Origin of the sequence: Pseudomonas sp. TWR1-1-4, assembly GCF_049897165.1 — a bacterium.
Classification (GTDB): Bacteria; Pseudomonadota; Gammaproteobacteria; order Pseudomonadales; family Pseudomonadaceae; genus Aquipseudomonas; species Aquipseudomonas canadensis.
Map to the genome: position 1 here is coordinate 268,382 of NZ_JAFCVS010000004.1, position 19,291 is coordinate 287,672.

The following is a 19,291-nucleotide window of genomic DNA, read 5'->3' on the forward strand; positions in this document are numbered from 1 at the left end:
GACCCGCCTGGTTTTACATGCAGATGGCCGCGCTTGGATAAACCTTAACCCACCCTCTCCTGTCCAATACTGCCAGCTCAATAATCAGCACAGCACGGAAGAAAAGCACTGGCTTCAGACGCATTCCGGCACAGTTCACCATGGCGTGCTGCCTATGGAACGACTGACAGCTATTGGCCAGTTTCTGCCGGTCATAACAGGCTTCTATCGACTCATAGCTACCGGTCACCCAAGGTGATTTCAGCTAAGCGGTGACCGTCGCAGCCTTTCAACCCCACTCCTGCGCGAGTAGCGTCTACCCAGCTATAGCTTTTTCTCAATAGCTTCGATGGCTGCTACATAAGCATCATTGCCGATCCCGACTTGGCCCCACACCTCACGTTCTTCTCCACCTTGACGGTCATATTGTTCATCAGCATCCCAAAGCGTGATTATCTGGTTCGGAAAGCGGTACTCATACCGGTCGAACTCATGGGGGCCGGAATCGTCCGAGGCAGCCATTAGTGAAAACAGTTCAGCCGCGGATATCGCAAAAACATCAACCCCTCTAAACGTGAAATTGAGCTGAGAGTTTCCGGTGACGCCTATGAATTGGACTTCATCGCCAGGGCCGTATTCAAGCTGAATGGAAGATTCGCAGAAATAATCGACGCGGCCATAGGATCGTTCAAGCGGGAATCCATTCACAGACATTGCTTCCCTTGCTTCTGCGCGTGGAGCGCCAAGCCGTACGGGGCCGATTGCTTCCAGAGGCAAAATTTCAAAAACAGGCATTCACAATGCTTCCTGAAAATGAACAACCTAATCATTAACAGGGTGCGATTTCAACATGTTAAAGCGTCGATCCCAAAGACCGCTTCTGGCCGACTGCTGCCTTTCACGAAGGTCTACAATCGGCCCAGAGTGTGTAAAAACGCTTCGCCAAAATTGAAGTGCGCGCGTTTACGTTAAATCTGAAATTTATCGGCACGTCAGCAGATGTGGATTTCGCGTAGAAGCGCGATTTCCAGTCCGGTTTTGAGTACCTGTCGCGCGGAAAAACGTTTTCACACAGCCTCGACCAGTAGCGGACATCCGGGAACTACTGCTTCCGGCCAAAAGCGGTCGATGGATGCCCTGCTAACGAGTTGCCCTGATGGCTCACTTCTATCCCAAAAGAGCTTTATATTTCTCTAATACTGAGCTATATGAAAGAACAGCGTCATCTACGTCATGCAAAATACAAGGCCAAGCTTTGGCAAAGCTCAAAAAAACCTTCAAGTACATTAATTTCGCATGTTCAGTATGATCAAGATTAACCTCAATCATCACTTGCGGCACGGCCCCCAAGACATCCTCCCATTCTTGAATGGTCTTCAGCATCGTAGAACTCGTCAATAACATCCTTCGAATGCAAAGCTAACCAAATATCTGAATCACCCCCACTGATGCTACCCCGAAAAGGCTTGCCGGAACTTACATGCCCACCATCGGCCAATATGACTTCTTTAAAGTCTCCGACGGCCAATTGCTCTGAAGAAAATATTATTGCCGATAAGGACATGATTCCTCTCCCCCCAAAAAAATCGTTCCCACTTTCCCTCCTTCTTGTTAACAATGCCTGATTCATCTCAAACCCTGGCTGGGTTATCCGACTGTCTGCTTATGGCCGATTTTTGCCGTTTGTGACGGGCAGCAATCGGCCAAAACTGGTCGAATAGCTCTGGCTTTTTTGCCGCTTTCAAGCACTGGTGTAAGTCAGATTAGGGTAGCTATTGTCCTCACCTTTCACCTATCGAAAGGCAAGAAATCTGGTCATTGCTATCTAAGTAATACATCCCTTCTAGGAAGCCAACCATCGGCGTGAGCCCGAGCAAGGGTTCAGACTTAAATGTGATGGGGAAAGAAATCCGTTTCGCTTCATCTGAGGCTTCATCCCATGAGGGTTTAACAACTCCTCCCCAGAACGAGACAGCTGTGCCGTCATTGAGGAACAGCGTGGGTTGTCGATGGCCAATATGTTCAACCAGACTCCAGTGCACGTAACCCAGATAGCGAGTGCCATCGGCATCGCAAAATTCGGCTCGCACGATCATCGCCAAGCCTACTTCCTCAACACAAGGTCGGACTGTGCATTCATCCTCAACGGATTCGTCCATCGGAAAGCACCATACCCCAACATCGTGCAGATCGCTCGCTGTCAGCTCCCAAATCTGCTTGTCGCGCATCTCACGCCTCCTTGTAGTTTTATTCAGATCCTGCACAGTACAGAGTGCCAGCTTTGTCCTTTAACGAGCTAAGGAGGTCAGGGCTGTTGATCTGGTTTAAGCGTTCGGCTTGAAGCAGGCGCTAAGACGATAGGCGTGATACCAATGGAGTATCATCATTTTCTATGACACAGCCGCACTGCACTAAAGGACTTCGCCATGCACCAAGTTATCAGCGCTGCTTACTACCGACCTGGATTCGCCAGGAGCGCCTGCGCATGGTTAATGATTGACGGCATTGGCATTGAGCAATGGCTGTCCACTCACCTCGAATGGTCAGACGTCGCAAGCCTTGGTCTTTCTCTGATCTGGCTTATCGACGAAGACGAAGACGCTCTTGCGAACCGTCGCATCATCCCGGCGGAGGATGGAAGCTCCACAATCGTGCCGTTACTGGTCTGTAGCGATGACATGAATTTTGACTGTATCGTCTTGGTCGCAGAGCAGGTAATCGATGCTGACACCGTACACTGGCGGCGCTTCGGTCGAAGTATTTCGGACAAGCTGGAAGTTGGAATCTCGACAAAATGGATCGCCGAGAGCAAGCCGGTAAGCTTTGCATTGGAGGATTTCCAAAACGCATTGGAGCAGTTCACTCAGTTGTCGAAGACGAAGCCAGACAACCATTGCGATGAATCCTTAAGCCCTCAATAGCCTAGCTTACGTTGCATCATATTTATCGCTATCAAGCCCACTACCACGTTGAAATGTTGTGACCACGTAGCCCGAATTCTCAGTGGGCATACATGCTTCCAGAGGACACGCTGGAGCAGCAATCCTAGTAGAATTCGTCGAGCTGATTACCGCCCCCTTTGAGATGCTCTATGAACTCTGAATTAACTGAAGAAGAAATGCGTCGTGCCCTATTCGATACGCCTCAGCCCGAAGAGCAGATATCTGCGCCTCTAGTAAATGAGCCTGTGGAAGAAGTTGTGCTCGCGAAACCCGTTGTCGCTTCAGCAGCCAAGAAGAAGGTGGCGAAAGCATTTACGCCCAGGCTGCGGGTCACGCTACGGGTTGGAAACGAGTTCGAGGGAAAAATGACCGAGTTGATTCACGAGGCTGATACGTTGAGCTCGTTGCTCGCCGAACAAGATGCGGTGAAGGCTGCCAAGAAAAAATACAAATACGTGGAAGTGCTATCCGTTAAATCGATGTAGAAAATCCAATTGTGCCCATGAGTTGAAAGGTCGCGCGTCTAGGACTTTCTCTTATCTTGAACGAGCAAGCCCCTCCCGGCCCTGCTCTCTGCCTGCTCAACTCGGTGGCATTGTCGACGAACAGCCCGTCACTTGGGGGTAAGTCTGGCAAACCAGCATAATTTTGTTTTTGGGTTCAAAGCCATGATCAATCATGCAACGCTGCACTTCTGCAGTGCGCCCGATGCTTGCGACGTCCAGATTCGACCCAAGTGGCTTCGCATAGCCGCACGCATACATCACCGGCAGGGCTTCGCTGTCATTAGCTACCTTGAATGAAAAATGGCGTGACGCTCCCGCTCTACGCCATGAGACCTGCATACGTTCATCCCGGCCTGAATTAGGCTTGATTGGGTGAAATGCTTCGTCTTCGACAAACGGTAACGCTTCGAGCTGGGACAAGATGAGCGGCCTCCCCTGCCTTTCTTCAACACAGGCCGGCATATTCTTCATTATGTCGCAGTATTCAAAGCCGTCTTTTCGAGTAAAACCGAGACGTTGCATGCACTGAAAGTGGATTATTTGTTCGTTTATTGGGAAATGGTTTTGTGGCCCTGCTACAGGGTCGCCACATTCTGCCATAGCGGCTTTGACGCCCTCTACAGAGGTCGAAGCACGTTTCCACTGAGTAAACGACGCTGGTGGCGGGCAGCCGGTTAGTAAAAGTACCGATGAGATCAGGACTGGGATGGTAATGATCTGAGATTTGCTGAACATATTTTGTCCTTAATTTATGTCAGGCCACGCGAATGGTGTCCAAATCCTGAGGGCATCAACTGAGTTGAAAGGCTTAGCAACGCCGCAGTTGCCTTCCATCAACATTACGGTACCTACGGCGCAGGCTCATCATTCTTCGACGTCTGACTCCTCCGGGAGCGCCTTAACAAGTTCTAGGCCCTGATTACGAACGCTACCCACAGCTTTGCTTACCTTATACCAATGAAAATCGGTAGCAGGCCGGCATTGTTCCATCGCGATTTCCCGCGCGCGTTCAGGTGTAGTATCTGAGGCGATCCATTCACGGGCGTGCTCAGGTGCCAAGACCAGCGGTTTCCGATCATGAATATCGACCATCCCTTCATCACTGGCAGCAGTGATGATGACAAAGCCATCACGAGGGTCTGGCTCCAGGCTCTGGTGAACCTCAGCTAATCCAGCGAAGAACATCGGAGCCTGCTCTTTCAGGGTTATGAAGTAAGGCTGTTTTTTCTTTGGATCAGCCGGATCTTTGACCCACTCAAACCAACCGTTTGCCGGTGCAAGCACGCGACCGTTTGGCCAGAGCTGACTGAAGAATTTCCCGCTCATGACTGTTTCAACCCTAGCGTTTATCGGATCAGGACGCTTTCCTTTCGCCCAAAATGGCGACCATCCCCACTTCACCTTATCAATGCTCAGCTTTTCTTCTAAGGGCCGAATAATTTCCACGCGGGTCGAGGGTGCGACGTTGTATCGCTCTACTGGCCAAAGATCGTAACCGTTAATCACTAACTGCTCTGGCGCGAGCTCCCTCAGGTAGTGATCCATTGACTCGTAGATCGAGTAGCGTCCGCACATGCTGTCACCCGTCGAATAGTGATGCTTATGAGATTGACCGCAAGCGAAGCAAATCGTTAACTGTATATACGTACAGTCTACAACTTTAAGGCTTGCATCATGAGCATCACCATCCTCGGCCCACTCGCTACTGGCGGTAAGAAGCTTCCCCTTTATTCATCCAAGGTGCCGGCGGGCTTCCCCTCCCCTGCGGCTGATCACATCGAAAAGCACATCTCCCTTGATGAGCTGTTCGATATTCGAGCCCCGCACGTGTACCTGGTGAGAATCGATGGGGACAGCATGCAGGGCGCAGGAATCTATTCAGGGGATCTAGTGGTCGTTGATCGGAGCATCGATGCGGTCAGCGGCGACATAGTCATCGCCGCGCTGAACTCGGAGCCTTTCTGCAAGCGCCTGCTTCTGCGTGAGAACGCCGTGATGCTTGTATCGGAGAACCCAAAATATCCGGCAAGGCATGTCATGGAGGGCGATGAGCTGGTGATCTGGGGTGTGGTGAAATACAGCGTGCGTGATCATGACAACACGTGAACCTGTATTTGCCCTGATTGACTGCAACTCGTTCTATGCGAGCTGCGAGCGAGTGTTCAGACCCGACCTAGCAAAGACACCTATCGTGGTGCTGTCCAACAACGATGGCTGTGTGATTGCGCGCAGCTACGACGCCAAGCCTTTTGTAAAAATGGGCCAGCCGTACTTCCAGATCAAAGACCATCTACGCCGGCATGGAATCATGGCCTTCAGCAGTAATTACGCTTTATACGGCGACATGAGCGAACGCGTCATGACGATCATCGAATCGATGGTGCCAGCGTTAGAGGTCTACAGCATTGATGAGGCATTCGCCGATTTGACTGGCATGCCTGGAGATCTGTCCGCGTTTGGCAGGCACATGCGCTCCACACTTCTCAAGCGCACAGGCATTCCTGTCGGAGTGGGGATCGCGCGCACGAAGACACTCGCCAAGCTCGCTAACCACACAGCCAAACGTCTGCTGGATATTACCGGTGGCGTGGTGGATCTGTGCGACCCGTTCAAACGCGACTGGACGCTGCGTAACACCGATGTCGGCGAGGTATGGGGCATCGGCAGGCGGATGAAGGCGCATTTGGAAGCGATGGGGATCAAGACCGCCATGGATTTAGCGAAAGTTGATCCGACGATGCTTCGCCAGAAATTCAGCGTGGTGATCGAGAAGACGGCACGCGAACTCGCCGGTATTCCATGTCTCGAACTAGGTGAAGCTGACCCACCCAAACAAGAGATTTGCTGTAGCCGAATGTTCGGCACCCGGCTCACACAGATCGAGCCAATCAAGGAAGCCGTCGCGACCTACACCCAGCGTGCGGCGGAAAAGCTCCGCGCGCAGAACTCCCTGTGCATAAAAATCCGCGTGAGCATTCGCACCGGCATGTTCAATCCTGAAGAGGCGAAATATGCGAACGGCGCGCTGGTGGAATTGCCCTACCCGACCAACGATGTGCGCCTGATGACGAAGGCGGCCACCGAAGCAGTCAATCGGCTGTTTCGACCGGGCTTCAAGTACAGCAAGGCAGAGGTTCTGCTGATGGATCTACGGCAGCCCGGCGAATTCACTGATGACCTGTTTGCGCAGTCCCAGCCCGTGATGGCGGACAAGGTCATGAGCGTCCTGGATGAGATCAATGGCCGGTGGGGAAAGGGAGTTCTCAGGGTTGCTAGTGTGCCTGTCGCACCTGGTTGGGCAATGCGTCGGGGGCTGATGAGTCAGAGCTACACGACCAAGGTAAATGAGCTATGGACGGTGAGAGCCCGATAACGGCGCAGCAAAAAGCATTTGCGGTTTAAATAGCGCCGTCATGAATGACGGCTTTCGGCCGATTCTGTTGAAAAAGTCGGCTTCGGTTCCGACGGAAAAAAATAAGCGTCGTAGATTGAAATCATTTTGCGCGGATTTCGAGCAAACCGACGCTTTCGGCAGAATCGGTCGAAAACTGCCCCCCATTCGGTGTAGTGATTTCACTGTGTAACCGGCGCGTCGAGATCAACCAGTAGAGTGCCACACCTAACCGATACGGCCCCCCAATCCCCTGTCAGATGGTAGGTGCGCCCCTCTATCGTGAAAGTGTCTATGTTGCCCAAGTCAACGTTGTCATCTGCATCAGTGAAAACCAGAGCACTTCTTTTGTGCCAAAGAATAAGCTGCGTTTCACGGAAAAGAATGCGGGCTCTGCGATAACAGTACCGCTCACTAGCTTTTGGCTTCTCAAACAGCGGATGTGTTTCCAGGAGCACCAAGTCCATTGTGAATGACAAGGTTGATGCACCTTCCTCAATAGCGAGCACGTAGCTGTCTTCCAGGTAAACGTTGGCTAAGCTGATTTCGTCGTAATAATGCATAAGTCACAGGGACGCGGGTTGTGGAGACTATGGTAGCAGCGGTAGTTTTGACAAACAGCTATCGGCCGATCCTTTGAAAAAGGTAGCTCTCCTGTTTGGCCTGCGACAAAATCACTACATCGGCCGGCGGGAGAGCACGCAGTATGATGGGACAGTTATCGAGTGGGCAGGAGCGACTGTTTTATTCGTTCAACCTTGAAGATCATATCCCCACCAATCACCTTCTACGCAGCATTGATCGGTGCCTCGATCTGAGCGACCTGCGCCATTACCTCGCCGATTTCTATAGCCCGATTGGGCGTCCGTCGATTGATCCTGAGCTAATGATCCGCTTGCTGATCGTCGGCTACTGCTACGGCATTCGCTCCGAACGGCGGTTGTGCGAAGAGGCCCATTTGAACCTGGCGTATCGCTGGTTCTGCCGGTTGAGCCTTGAAGACGAAATCCCCAACCACTCGACCTTTTCCAAAAATCGACACGGCCGTTTTCGGGACAGCGATCTGTTTCGCTGGTTGTTTAATGAAGTGCTGCGTCGCTGCATGGACGCCGGTCTGGTCAAGGGCGAAGGCTTTGCCGTGGACGCCAGCATCATCAAAGCGGATGCGAGTCGGCAGCGCGGCGTCCCGAGAGATGAACAGGTCAACTGGAGCGATCCCCCCCTGAGCATCCGCGCCGTGCGTGAGTACCTTGAGGCACTCGATGAAGAGGCATTGGCCGAAACGCTACCGAAGCGCCTATCGCTGACTGATCCTCAGGCCCGCTGGACAGCTGCTCCAGGCAGCCCAGCTTTCTACGCTTACTCCACGAATTATCTGATCGATACTAAGCACGGCGTGATCATGGATGTGGAACCCACACCAGCTCATCGAACCGCAGAAGTCGAGAGCACCAAGACCATGATCGAACGGGTCGAAGCGCAGTTCGACATCAAACCGGAGCGCCTCATCGGTGATACTGCTTACGGTACCGCGCCGATGCTGGCCTGGATGGTGGAGGAAAAAGACATCGAGCCGCATGTGCCGGTGTGGGACAAAACCGAGCGCAAGAACGACAGTTTTTCGAACACCGATTTCCACTGGAATGAAGAGGCTGAAGAATACTCCTGCCCGGCCGGCAACCCATTGCGCAGCGAATGGCGAGCCTTCAAAAATGAGCGTTCACACGTCACCAAAGCCAACACCATCATCTTCCGATCCAGACAGACCGACTGCGCGACGTGTCCGATAAAAGGCAAGTGCTGCCCGAACACTGCGTTTCGCAAGATCGCCCGCAGCGTCCATGAAGCTGCTCGGGATGTGGCCCGGCGCATTGCAGCAACGGCGGCGTATCAGCGCTCTCGCCACGAACGTAAAAAGGTCGAAATGTTGTTTGCCCACCTCAAGCGCATCCTGAAATTGGATCGCTTGCGAATACGTGGCATGAGTGGCGCGACGGATGAATTCACGCTGGCCGCTGCAGTGCAGAACCTGCGACGGCTGGCCAAGTTTTCATCTCAAGGGCCACCAGTCACGGGATAGGTGCGCCTGCACCAAGCAAAAAACCTCAAATTAACCCAATAACAGAGCAGCAAAGGTCACCGAAGGGCCGAAAAACCACTCAATGTGGTGAGTAGGTTCTCCAGTAGTGGTCGTGCTTGAGTTCAGGCAATCTGAAATCCGACTTTTTCAACAGAATCGGCCAAAAGCAGCCGTTCAGTAAACGCTGACATTGGCTAGAGTGAAGCACGTTCTAGCTGCGGGGCGACATGGGTGTTCCAACACCGCTGCAGCGGCAAGCACATCAGGTAGTACATGAGCCAGCACGCGTAGATGCTGGAATGCAGGTAGCAGGCACCAGATGCCAGCTTGCCGTGTGCTATTTCGTGGCGCAGGCACGGGCCGCCTTTGAGATTGAACAGCAGGTCAATCGTGTAGATCAGGTCGATGCCGAAAACCGACTCTAACTGCTCTCGTCGGTTACTCAGCAGCCCACTGAGCGACCGGTCTTCTTGCAGCAATTCTTCGTCCAGTTTCGATGTATCGATTCCAGCGTCACTGAGCACATGGCGTAGCGAGTTTTCGAGCTGTGGGAACAACAGATGGCAGGCGGACACCATGTCGCCCTGAAGGAAGCGCGCGAGGCCCAGGGCATAAATGTGCTCGAACCCTGACGGCACGAATGGGCTGGCTGACACGATGGCCATCAGGTGTCGATCGTCGACAGAAAATTTGCTCATGAGGATTTGGGCGGCCGGCTTTACTCGGCTTTCAACCCACATTTGGTACTGGATGTCCAAGTAGCGAAGGCTCTCATGGTCATACCACTCAGGTGGCGGCGTGTCGTCTAGATTGATGGTCGGTGCTTGTGTGACGACCCGGCCCAGGACGTCGGTGTAGATCTGTCCGTTGAAGAGGTCGGACAGGAGTGAGTCGCTACGGTCACGGATGATGTCCGTGTGCAGCGCCATTTTCTCCGGTACCTCACAGATCCGGGCAAATGTGTAGAGGAATTCTGGAAGCGTCAGATCCTTGAAGACATTGATGGTGCCTTGGCGCTCCTCGCTCAAATCCATCGGGATCTGGAAGGAAGAGAATTCGTGAGCAGCCTGCGCTTGCAGCTCCAGCAACTCGGCCTTCAACGCTTCCAGTTCTGCTTGCATGCCTGGAATAGCGCGAAGCTCCCGTATGGCATCCCGCGTCCAGCTGGCTCTGGCCATGAAGCTGTCGACGCCTTCTCGCATCCTGAGCGTCTGCTCGATCGACTTTAACTTGCAGCGCTTGAAGCCTGCGTGATCTTTGGACTGATGATGGGCGAGGGCGGCAAGCTCCCACACGACTTTGACGGCCATGGCGTAGTCGCTGGCAGCGGCTGCGCTTGCCGACCTCTCCGCATCCTGTGCAACTTGCGCCCATTCGATCAGGTTGAAGGACTGGCCTAGCCGAGCCAATCGATCAAGCGACGTGAAACACCTCAGTTTCTCGGCATGGGTGTAAAGACTGTTCCACGTTGCGATCACGATCTCGGACGGTGTTTTTCGCTTGCCTGTGCCGGCTACGATGTGGAAAGCCCTTTCGATCAGATCGACGACTTTGGAGGACAGCCCAGAGGGTGGCTCGTACCTGAACGAGAGCTTGTCGTTCAAGTAGAATTCGATCGTTTGACAGTAGGAAGTGATTGCCAAGACGGCGCTTCGATGCAGGTTTCTGTGGTTATACCAAGCCACATCCGCAACCCGAGCTCGCAGGAGGGGGTGGTCAATCATTTCGGCGATAGTGGCAAGCGCCTGGCTCTGCTCTCCAGCGATGTCAGCGGGGATGGGCGTGCGCATGCCATCCCTGATCAGCCTTGGGCCGAAGGCATCTTGGCGATCTACAGAAAAATGGTAAGAGCACACCACCATGAGCACTCTGTAAGCCCGGTAGCCGCTGTAGTTCTTGTTCGCCAGCGCCTGCCTGGAGCGTGCGCTCAGCTCAGAGTCGAACGAGTAGAAGTCGAGCGTATCGACGGTCTCCAGCAGCCGGCTGATCTCGGTCTGCTGGAAATCATTGACAGAAGCAAATTCCAGCCGGGAGCGATCTGGTTCGTTACCGATGACCGTTTCCGGTGGTGCAGGAGCTCCCAGAACCAGCTCCATGTCGGGCTCCCTGCCAGAATTCCTGTCCGGCTCCTGTCCGGCTCCTAGCGCCACGTCCTGATCGTTTGATGGCCCGGTCTGTTCGCTCATTCCCTCTCCCTGCTCTGGATGATTTAACTACGCTGGCGGTGATCTGTAAGGCTGTTTTTGAACGCAAAATCGTTCTACCAGAAGCCTCCAAGCATGACACTTTAGTTTGGCGTTCATGGCAGCTTGCCATACACGCAATATGTCACTATCTTGTGTTTTTTGGCAGATTAATAACTACATATGGTGGTTTTTACAGTGGGCCGTCATATGCGATGTAATCGCTTGGTAAGGGGCAATCGGGCTCTATCGACATTCCTTGCACACGGGGATGAAATGATGCGCAGGGATGGCATAAAAGGACTTCTATGCGGTTGATCAATTTCCATACTGAACACCCTGCAACTCAGGACGTGTTCCCCGGTGGTAGCCATGACAAGGTGGCGAGCGCAATCCACGGTCATTTGCTGAGTGACAGCCCCTCAAAGGTTGTAGGCCTGGATGGTGAGTTTGGCTCCGGTAAGAGCTCCATTCTGAGCATGCTGAAGGCAAAGCTGACGGCTGCTGACTCTGATTTCAGGGTCTGGTTTTTCGACTGCGAGCAGAATTACCAGGGTTCGACGAAGAGCAATTTCATCGAGCTTTTCACCGATGAGGTGCTCAAAGAAGTGCCTCATGTCAGCAGGGCTGCTGAGACCCTGAAAGCCTCTCGCGATCGAGCCCTCGGACGCTTGTTCGAGTACAACAAGCGAACAACGAGCCGTGTCAGTGCCTGGGCGTTGGCACTGGTCGCCAGCCTGTTTTTTGCCGCCAGCTCATTCCGGGAGCTTTTTGCACTTTCGCGTAGTTCCCATGCTGCCATCACAGGGACATCGCCCGAAGCCGCTGCGCTTACCAACACGTTGCAAGACCCGTTTTGGTGGCTTATTGCCGTGCACCTCGTTTCATTTTTCAGCCCGGTGCTGATCCTTGTCGTTGCCAAGTTTTGCCATAGGAAGGTTCGAGTAGGCGCTCAGAAATGGAGCCTTCTGAGTTTGTTTAAAGGCTCTAGTGACGATCATATTGAGGAGAAGATTGAGGTTGGCAAGGAGGTGACGTCCCTTGATCTCAAGAAGACGCTTCTCGAACAGCTGAAGGTGGTTGAAGACCAGCGTTATGTCATCATCCTGGACAACCTTGATCGCCTGCCAAAGGACAGCCTGCGGTCGGTGTGGAGCGACCTGGAGATCTTTATTGAGGTCGCTAGCAAGGCTGCGAATCTGACGGTAATCGTTCCGTTTTGCTCAAACAAGGTTGCGGATTACCTGAAGGCAGAAGGTGATCGACGGTACGATGCCAGGGACTTCATAGCGAAAAAATTTCCGGTGGTTTTCCGTTCTCCACCGGTCATCACCTCGGGCTGGAAAGATGGCTTCCGTCAGTTGTGGAATCATAGCTTCCCGGATGTTGACGGCAACGTCATCGAGCAGTGCGCACAGCTGTTGCAGCGCCACAGTCCCATGGCCAACAATCTGGTCACGCCCCGGCTGCAGAAGAAATTCATCAATGATATCGCCACGACAGCATTGGTAGTGGGGGAGGAGATCAGCCTCCTGGCTATCGCCAGCCATCTTCTGCTCTGCAAATATGCCGACCTTTCGCTGGTGGAGATACTGCGCACGGATGGTTTCTCGGATACCTATCAGAAAGGAATTGGTGAGGAGCAAGCTGGGCTGGTCATGGACACTAAAACCCTGCTAGGTGCCACTCTTGGTGATTCCATGGAGACCGGGTGGCAGATCCAGTTCCTGCAGATTCATTATCTGACTACGGGTGATATCGCAATCGCTGAGCTTTTGGACACGCCATTGGCAGAAGCCTTTGCCAGCGAGGATCACGACGCGTTGGGCGGGCTTACTCCACTGTTCGGCTTCTCTGACGCCATGAGGCGTTTCCTATCTCTGCGTCCATCGCTGGCTTCTCTGCTGCCAACCATATCCGGGGCACATCAGGCACGTGAAGGCGACTGGATTGAGCCTCTCTTGAGGCTTATCAATAGCGCGCAACTTGAACTGTTCGGCGAATCCAAAGCAGGGTCTGAGGAGTTCTACGAATCCGTACGTTATTGCAGAGGCCATGGGTTGAAGGGGCAGCTACTGAGTGCTCATGGCGGCCAGCTGAAAACCAGCCTGATGAAAATTCTGAACGCTGCGTTCGATCCTGAACAGCTGAAGTCGGCCTGGAATTTCATCCAGGAATACGACAATTACCTTCAAGCGCTAGGACTGAAGTTTGAAGAGTTCGTTGTTAAGCGTTCCGAGTGTGTTATGCACCTGCTGCCTGATATCGCACGCCTGAAAGTGATCAAGGCCAGTGGGTTTACCTTTGCGAACGTGGGTCTGCCAGACGCACATGCGCAGCTGGCCAGCTGTGCTGATCACCAGATGGGTGTAGCGGTATTGCCGATTGATTGCGTCGTGCCTGCGCTCGAATGGTTGTACGGCGAGCGCAAATTTGGCGGCGGTATTACCGGTGGTATGTCGGCTGGTGACGTCGCCATCCTGGCAAAATTCACAGGTGCTGCAGGCGAAGTAAATAGCGCGGTGCTGGGACTTGGGTTGGCCGCGAATGTCGACCAGGTCATCGGCGCTGCGACCACAACGTTGCTGGCGAACAATACCAGTCCGCTGATTAAGGCGGTGGCGGCGGTGACATACATTCGGCAAGCCGACGCCGATTTGCTCTCCAAGCTCGATGATCTGGATGGTGTTTTCGAGTCGTCAGTCTTTCGGGCTCTGGCGAACGCATCGCTTACCACAGCTGCTTTGTTCCAACTGGTTGACGACCCCCAAGTGGGCGAGTCGGTTGCTACCTACCTGGCGTACCTGATTCGAGAGCGGCGTATTGGGCCCCTGAGCTGCGACAGGGTTACTACCAAATTTAGTGTAATTTCCCAGGCGCTTTCGAAGGTTGGCCTTGCTGAGGCCGATTTAGCGATTTGGCTCACAGCTTGGGACGTTTTTATTGCAGAAGCCTCCAAAGACGCTCTTAAGGCGGACGTCCGATTGATCAGTGTCGTCATGGAGGCGGATGAAAATGTCCTGCCGAAAACTCGGGCGGGTCTACTCAAGCAGCTCACGAGTGAGGAGCTGACTCGTGATAAGTGGGTACAGATCATCTCGGCAGGGGCCAAACAGCACCAGGTAATCCTGAATGGGATAGTGAGCAATAAAGAGCCCATGCAGTCGATCGCGGCTGTCGGCGATGCCTTGATCGATGTTCTCAACTCCCTCGCGAACGGTACCGTGACTTCGCAGTGGGGAGCGGCCCAGTACGCCGTGATGGATTCGCTGCTCAAGTTGCTTGATGCCCAGCAGCGTGACGTCATAGGTATCCGATTGAGAACGATGCTCTTCGCAGAGTCCGTGGAACCTGACGATTTCGCAATCCCGTTATCGAAGTATGGCCACCTCATTCCGGATGTTCAACCGTCTAATCCGCAAGAGGTTCAACGGATCGTCCTGTTCCTGGCGTACCTGAGCCGCAACCCCGACGGCCTTCCAGCCTTGGCTAAACTTTTCGATGCGAAGGCCGAGCAGATCGCGGCGTTCAGGTACTCGACAGAGCTCAGGAATACGATGGGGGAAGCTGTTGCCAAGTTGTCTGAAATCACCCCGGCTCTCTATAAAAAGTTTGCTCAAACCAAGGGCTTCAAGCGCCTGATCCAGTCGCTCAAAAGGGCCGCGCGTGATCCAGAACCTGAGCAAGACGCGTGAAGGGCTGTTCCTGTTCAGAGCCTAGCATTAGACGGCGGAACAGACAGAGGTCTGAAAGCGTACGGCGACGGTCGTGGTATGACCGTCGCTGTCCGTCTAGAAGCGGTCTAGCACCACTCAGCCGTGCAAATTAGATCATACCCGTCAGTAGCGGTTCCAAGGTAAATGAAGGCATCACGACCTGAGTGATGCCAACCCGAAAAAACGTGTGGGACGAGTGACTGCTTTTGGCCGGTAGCTGTCTGTAGTAGGGAAGCAAACGCCAATCAAGGCGCAAGCGAGGACAACGGTCTGTTTGGCTATCGTGGCGCGCGATTGCTGGCCTCGCATGAGTGATGTCAAAATGACGCACCACTCTTTGCTCGCTCAGCGATAAGCGCGATTCACGGACTATCACCATGCCTAGCCTCTGTTGCTGTTCTAACACGCCAGGCGCGCCGGAGAGACTTCTCCTGGTTCGACTGCGTCGACTGCTTTGTTTTGTGCTGGTCTGGGGTCAGGCTGCGTGGGCGGTTCCTGGCGCTCAACAGAATGGCGCCGAACAGGTGATTGATTTACAGCTACGTTGGAAACATCAGTTCCAGTTCGCGGGCTACTATGCAGCCATCGCAAAGGGCTATTACCGCGAAGAAGGACTGGACGTGCGCTTGCACGAAGGTGGCCCCAGTGTCACACCAGTCGAAGAAGTGCTCTCTGGGCGTGCCCAATATGGCGAAGCCAATAGTGAATTGCTCTACGCACGCCTGCATGGAAAGCCCTTAGTAGCGCTGGCGGTGATTTTTCAGCATTCGCCTTCCGTGCTCGTGGCTCGCACAGACCAAGGTATTCGCACTGTGCACGATCTGATCAGCAAGCCGCTGATGTTGATGGATGCACAGACCGATGCTGATTTTCTGGCGATGTTCCGTAGCGAGGGTATACCCCTCGAAAAACTGCAACTTCTACCCAGCAGCTTTCAAATTGGGGATCTAGCCAGCGGTAAGGTGGCGGCGTTCAACTCGTACCTGACCAACGAGCCCTTCTACCTGCAAGAGCGGGGCGTTGATTACAACATCATCTCGCCCGCCAGTTATGGGATCGACTTCTACAGCGACATCCTGTTCACCAGCCAGGCCGAGATTGACGAAAATCCACAGCGGGTCGAGGCCTTCCGCCGCGCTACCTTGCGCGGCTGGCGTTACGCGATGGATAACCCCGAGCAAATCATAGACCTGCTGCTCAATCAGTATTCGGTGAAGAAAAGTCGCGCCCACTTGCAATTCGAAGCTGAGGCCATGCGTCCGCTGGTGGTATCTGACCTGATAGAGATCGGTCATATGAACCCAGGGCGTTGGCAACGAATGGCTGAAACCTTTCTCGAACTGGGTATGGTCGACAATATCGCCGGTCTGGAAAACTTCATTTACGATCCAAACCCGCCTCAACTGGTCGAGCGGCTGCGCAAGACCATTGTGCTGATCAGTATTGGCTGTGTGCTTGTCTTTATGTTTGCTCTGGTTCTTTTAAATGCCCAGCGCCATCTGCGCAACGAGATCAAGTTGCGCAAACTCGCCGAAGAGGCAGTACACAAGCTGGCCTTTTATGACAGCCTGACTGGCTTACCCAATCGCAATAGTTTTATTCCCTTTGCTAGTCAGAAGCTACTGGCCGCAAAGAGACGTGGGGAACATCTGGCCCTGTGCTATATCGACTTAAATCACTTCAAGCAGATCAATGATCGTTTTGGCCACCAGGCAGGCGATGCCATCCTGATCCATGTAGCCACGGCCATCAAATCCAATATTCGCGAGTTCGAAATAGCTGCGCGCATGGGTGGTGACGAATTCGTAGTGCTGCTCGACGGCGCGCATCACAGAGGCAATATCCAGCGCATCACCCATGAAATCTGCAAGGCCGTCAACCTGCCCATTCCATGGAAAAACAGCCAGCTCAAGGTCAGCGCCAGCCTAGGGGTCGCGTGGTATCCCGAAGATGGCGAGGGTCTGGATGATCTGATTTTCAAGGCCGACACCGCCATGTTCCAAAGCAAAGCAAGTATCGCTGCGCAGGCTTGAGGCTGCTTGTGTGGTGTCCCTGCGAAAAGACTTGGTAATGAAAAAACCATCGCACACCACTGCGGCTTGCGTCTGCGTCGTCCTTCGCATGACGCTGCTAGTCAGCGCCGTGACAGCCCCGGATTGTAGAAGGTGAATGATCTAAAGCCGCCTACGGTAATCCACCGTCCGCTTCTGGCCGGTTGCTGCCTGCAGCGGAGGGTTGCAATTGGCCAATAACAGTCCTTCAGGAGAGTGCCCCCATAAAGTTCGCGGAGATGATGCAAGACTTCAGCGAAGCGGGTGTATCGATTAAACAGCTGCGATCGAAATCGGACAAAGGGATTGCCACAACTGATGACGACCAGCACCGCCGTGACCCAATGCGCGACTAGTCGCATCACCGGGACAAACTCGAAGCCCAAGTCTGCCGCAAAACGCTGGTCGCGGATTGAAGCAGAGGCATGCCCAACGATGATCAGCTTCTGCTGCAGATGGCGTACAAGATGCCAAGCCAAAGGTTCGCGGATCTCCAAGCAACCTTGGATCTGATGGAAACCATTCGAACGCTGTGTAACTAGGGCCTCTCGAAGCGCTGTAACACCATCAACGCCGATGACCGACTTGTGAGCACGGATAGGATTATTCAGCCCAGGACGACGCTCGTAGGCGCTTACATTCGATCGAAGGATTACAGGGAGATCATCCCCATAGGCTTCGCAGACGATAGAACAGAGCTGACGATCAGACAGTGGGGCCATAGGATCCGATGTCGGGCTCGCACTCATCAATAAATTGGCAACATCGTCCGAAGCGCGGCGAGAATCCAGATCCACCTGTAAACCAATTTTTTGACGTGTTAACCGCCGAGGTTTACAGATCAAAAATTTAGTTTACAGATCCGAATTTTCGAAGCGCGCAGTAGGTCACCGGGTGCGTCTTGCTAGAACATTGAAGGGGATGGACGCTTGCAGACGCCTGTTGTACGAGACGGGTGGAATTTCAGACGGACTGATCCCAGCAAAAAAGCCCTATTGGTTTGACGTCAAAGCGTAAGCAGCAGCCTGCGGCTGCAAAGTAAGCGATTTCTCTTTGCCCCCCACGACCCGCCATTCCAACCTCAGCTTCACTCTAAATTCTCAAACCCGTGTGATCCAGAAGCCGTAAATATCAGACCTAAAAGCCGGTGTGATCCTGTGGGAAAAGCGGCGTCTGGGCCACTGCGGCTTTACTCTTGCTCTCAAATATAAGAACTCCGTCTCGCTTAAAAATTTTCAAGAGGGGGGGGGTGAATAAATTGTCGCAAATTTGAATCTTTTGTCGCATATATGAACGTTTGTCTGAAGCCGTCCGAGAAATTCACCGATCCGAACTATCGAGGATGACTTCAAATGGACACGACCAGGCGGATCACGTTCTAGTGTCGAGCCTCATCCCGGATAGTGAAGAACAGCCTTAGCTAAACGATACCTTGAGCAGCGAACTGCGATGACCGGGGGATTGACGGGGGCATATTTGACGCTTTGTGCCGCGCTCCGACGAGACCAGGAAATGGCTGCCATGCCCCAATCCGCCCGGCCAAATCCGACGGTTGTTGAGTGTCAGCGTCAACTGGGCACTTATGACCAAGTGCGCGAGCGGGTGTCGTCAGCCAACTCAACGCTAAGTGAGGTGCAAAATTTCCACCTTTCACACGCCCAAATCAGCAGCAAACAGGAAGTCTCGGAGCGCCGGCACGACTTGATTGCCTAGGACGAGGCGGCGAAGCAGATACTGTTCGACGTGCTCTCTAAGGCGACCTCGCAATTCAACATAAGCGTGCGAGCTCTGACCATGGCCGTGGGGCCACTGGCGCACTAGCGCTTGCCTTAAAACCTGAATAGCCTCGTCACCTACTGCACTCGGGTACAGGCGCTGCATCTCATCGAACCCGGCGCTGCGCCTATAGCAAGCCAAGGCCTCACCTAACACCGTGCTCAGAGACTCGCCGAAGACCTGCCAAGACTGTTCCCAGAGCAACTTTACTACCTCATCCTGCACGCCAAACCTCGTTTATTATATTTAGCCGTTCCCAGCCCACAGCTGGTCGCCCTTCACTTACTCAGAGCAAGCTGATGAAAATCGAATTCGATCTTAACCAGAACGATCTAGAGGCCCTCTTACATCACTGTCAGTCGCACACGCCTGCAAGCGGTGATCCTCGGGAAGACCGACGTTTGGAGTACGCCCTCGCAGTTCTTAAAGAAGCGCTACTCGAAGCTAACGCACTGAAGTGACCATGAAGCCCGCCCAATATATCGAAAACCAGAACTACGTCGATTTAGGCATCGTGAATCGCTCAGCAACTTGCACTTTGCCTGACACGCAAAAGTTTCCAGACAGACTTACCCCGGCCAAAAAGTTTGCGAGATTGCGATGTGTCTTGTAATGAAAGCAAAAGCAACGTCTTTTGGCAGAAATGACGATCCCCCGGCCAGCCCCT

14 protein-coding genes are annotated in these 19,291 nt (G+C 53.4%); 7 read left to right on the top strand and 7 right to left on the bottom strand.

Annotated features, from left to right (window positions below):
• Positions 1-303: 303 nt before the first annotated feature.
• From ACP7C6_RS13390 to ACP7C6_RS13400, 3 genes are all read right to left on the bottom strand, one after another.
• On the bottom strand, positions 304-774 hold the full coding sequence (locus ACP7C6_RS13390) for a hypothetical protein (RefSeq protein ID WP_426108864.1): 471 nt from the start codon (positions 772-774) through the stop codon (positions 304-306).
• 372 nt (positions 775-1,146) lie between these two features.
• Positions 1,147-1,362, bottom strand: a complete 216-nt coding sequence (locus tag ACP7C6_RS13395; RefSeq protein WP_426108865.1) for a hypothetical protein — start codon at positions 1,360-1,362, stop codon at positions 1,147-1,149.
• Between the two features lie 398 nt (positions 1,363-1,760).
• Complete coding sequence (locus ACP7C6_RS13400; RefSeq protein ID WP_426108866.1) at positions 1,761-2,207, bottom strand: hypothetical protein; 447 nt, start codon at positions 2,205-2,207, stop codon at positions 1,761-1,763.
• Positions 2,208-2,405: 198 nt separating this feature from the next.
• Here ACP7C6_RS13400 and ACP7C6_RS13405 point away from each other — a divergent pair, with 198 nt between their 5' ends.
• Both ACP7C6_RS13405 and ACP7C6_RS13410 read left to right on the top strand, forming a co-directional pair.
• Positions 2,406-2,900: a hypothetical protein gene (locus ACP7C6_RS13405; RefSeq protein WP_421560372.1), complete on the top strand. Its 495-nt coding sequence runs from the start codon at positions 2,406-2,408 to the stop codon at positions 2,898-2,900.
• 170 nt (positions 2,901-3,070) lie between these two features.
• Positions 3,071-3,406, top strand: coding sequence for a hypothetical protein (locus ACP7C6_RS13410; protein WP_426108867.1), 336 nt, complete (start codon positions 3,071-3,073; stop codon positions 3,404-3,406).
• Positions 3,407-3,502: 96 nt separating this feature from the next.
• On the opposite strand, the gene ACP7C6_RS13415 is transcribed toward ACP7C6_RS13410, so the two are convergent.
• Together ACP7C6_RS13415 and ACP7C6_RS13420 are read right to left on the bottom strand one after the other, a co-directional pair.
• Complete coding sequence (locus tag ACP7C6_RS13415) at positions 3,503-4,162, bottom strand: hypothetical protein (protein ID WP_426108868.1); 660 nt, start codon at positions 4,160-4,162, stop codon at positions 3,503-3,505.
• Positions 4,163-4,291: 129 nt separating this feature from the next.
• Entirely contained in the window at positions 4,292-5,002 is a 711-nt protein-coding gene (locus ACP7C6_RS13420) for an SOS response-associated peptidase (RefSeq protein WP_426108869.1), read from the bottom strand.
• Positions 5,003-5,101: 99 nt separating this feature from the next.
• Here ACP7C6_RS13420 and ACP7C6_RS13425 point away from each other — a divergent pair, with 99 nt between their 5' ends.
• The 3 genes from ACP7C6_RS13425 (at position 5,102) to ACP7C6_RS13435 (ending at position 8,898) form a co-directional block, all read left to right on the top strand.
• The gene (locus ACP7C6_RS13425) at positions 5,102-5,533 is read left to right on the top strand and encodes a LexA family protein (protein WP_137201163.1); all 432 of its coding nucleotides are present in this window, start codon (positions 5,102-5,104) and stop codon (positions 5,531-5,533) included.
• Positions 5,520-6,800 carry a translesion error-prone DNA polymerase V subunit UmuC gene (gene umuC / locus ACP7C6_RS13430; RefSeq protein ID WP_426108870.1) on the top strand — a complete coding sequence of 427 codons (1,281 nt, stop codon included), beginning with the start codon at positions 5,520-5,522 and terminating at the stop codon, positions 6,798-6,800. Before ACP7C6_RS13425 ends, umuC begins: the two co-directional genes overlap by 14 nt.
• Positions 6,801-7,524: 724 nt before the next feature.
• On the top strand, positions 7,525-8,898 hold the full coding sequence (locus ACP7C6_RS13435) for a transposase (protein WP_426108871.1): 1,374 nt from the start codon (positions 7,525-7,527) through the stop codon (positions 8,896-8,898).
• A gap of 194 nt (positions 8,899-9,092) precedes the next feature.
• Here ACP7C6_RS13435 and ACP7C6_RS13440 read toward each other — a convergent pair whose 3' ends face one another.
• Entirely contained in the window at positions 9,093-11,084 is a 1,992-nt protein-coding gene (locus ACP7C6_RS13440; RefSeq protein ID WP_426108872.1) for a DUF4209 domain-containing protein, read from the bottom strand.
• 305 nt (positions 11,085-11,389) lie between these two features.
• On the opposite strand from ACP7C6_RS13440, the gene ACP7C6_RS13445 reads away from it, so the two are divergent.
• Both ACP7C6_RS13445 and ACP7C6_RS13450 read left to right on the top strand, forming a co-directional pair.
• Positions 11,390-14,776, top strand: coding sequence for a P-loop NTPase fold protein (locus ACP7C6_RS13445; RefSeq protein WP_426108873.1), 3,387 nt, complete (start codon positions 11,390-11,392; stop codon positions 14,774-14,776).
• Positions 14,777-15,174: 398 nt separating this feature from the next.
• On the top strand, positions 15,175-16,830 hold the full coding sequence (locus tag ACP7C6_RS13450; protein WP_426108874.1) for an ABC transporter substrate-binding protein: 1,656 nt from the start codon (positions 15,175-15,177) through the stop codon (positions 16,828-16,830).
• A gap of 101 nt (positions 16,831-16,931) precedes the next feature.
• Here ACP7C6_RS13450 and ACP7C6_RS13455 read toward each other — a convergent pair whose 3' ends face one another.
• On the bottom strand, positions 16,932-17,645 hold the full coding sequence (locus ACP7C6_RS13455; protein WP_426108875.1) for a hypothetical protein: 714 nt from the start codon (positions 17,643-17,645) through the stop codon (positions 16,932-16,934).
• Positions 17,646-19,291 lie beyond the last annotated feature (1,646 nt).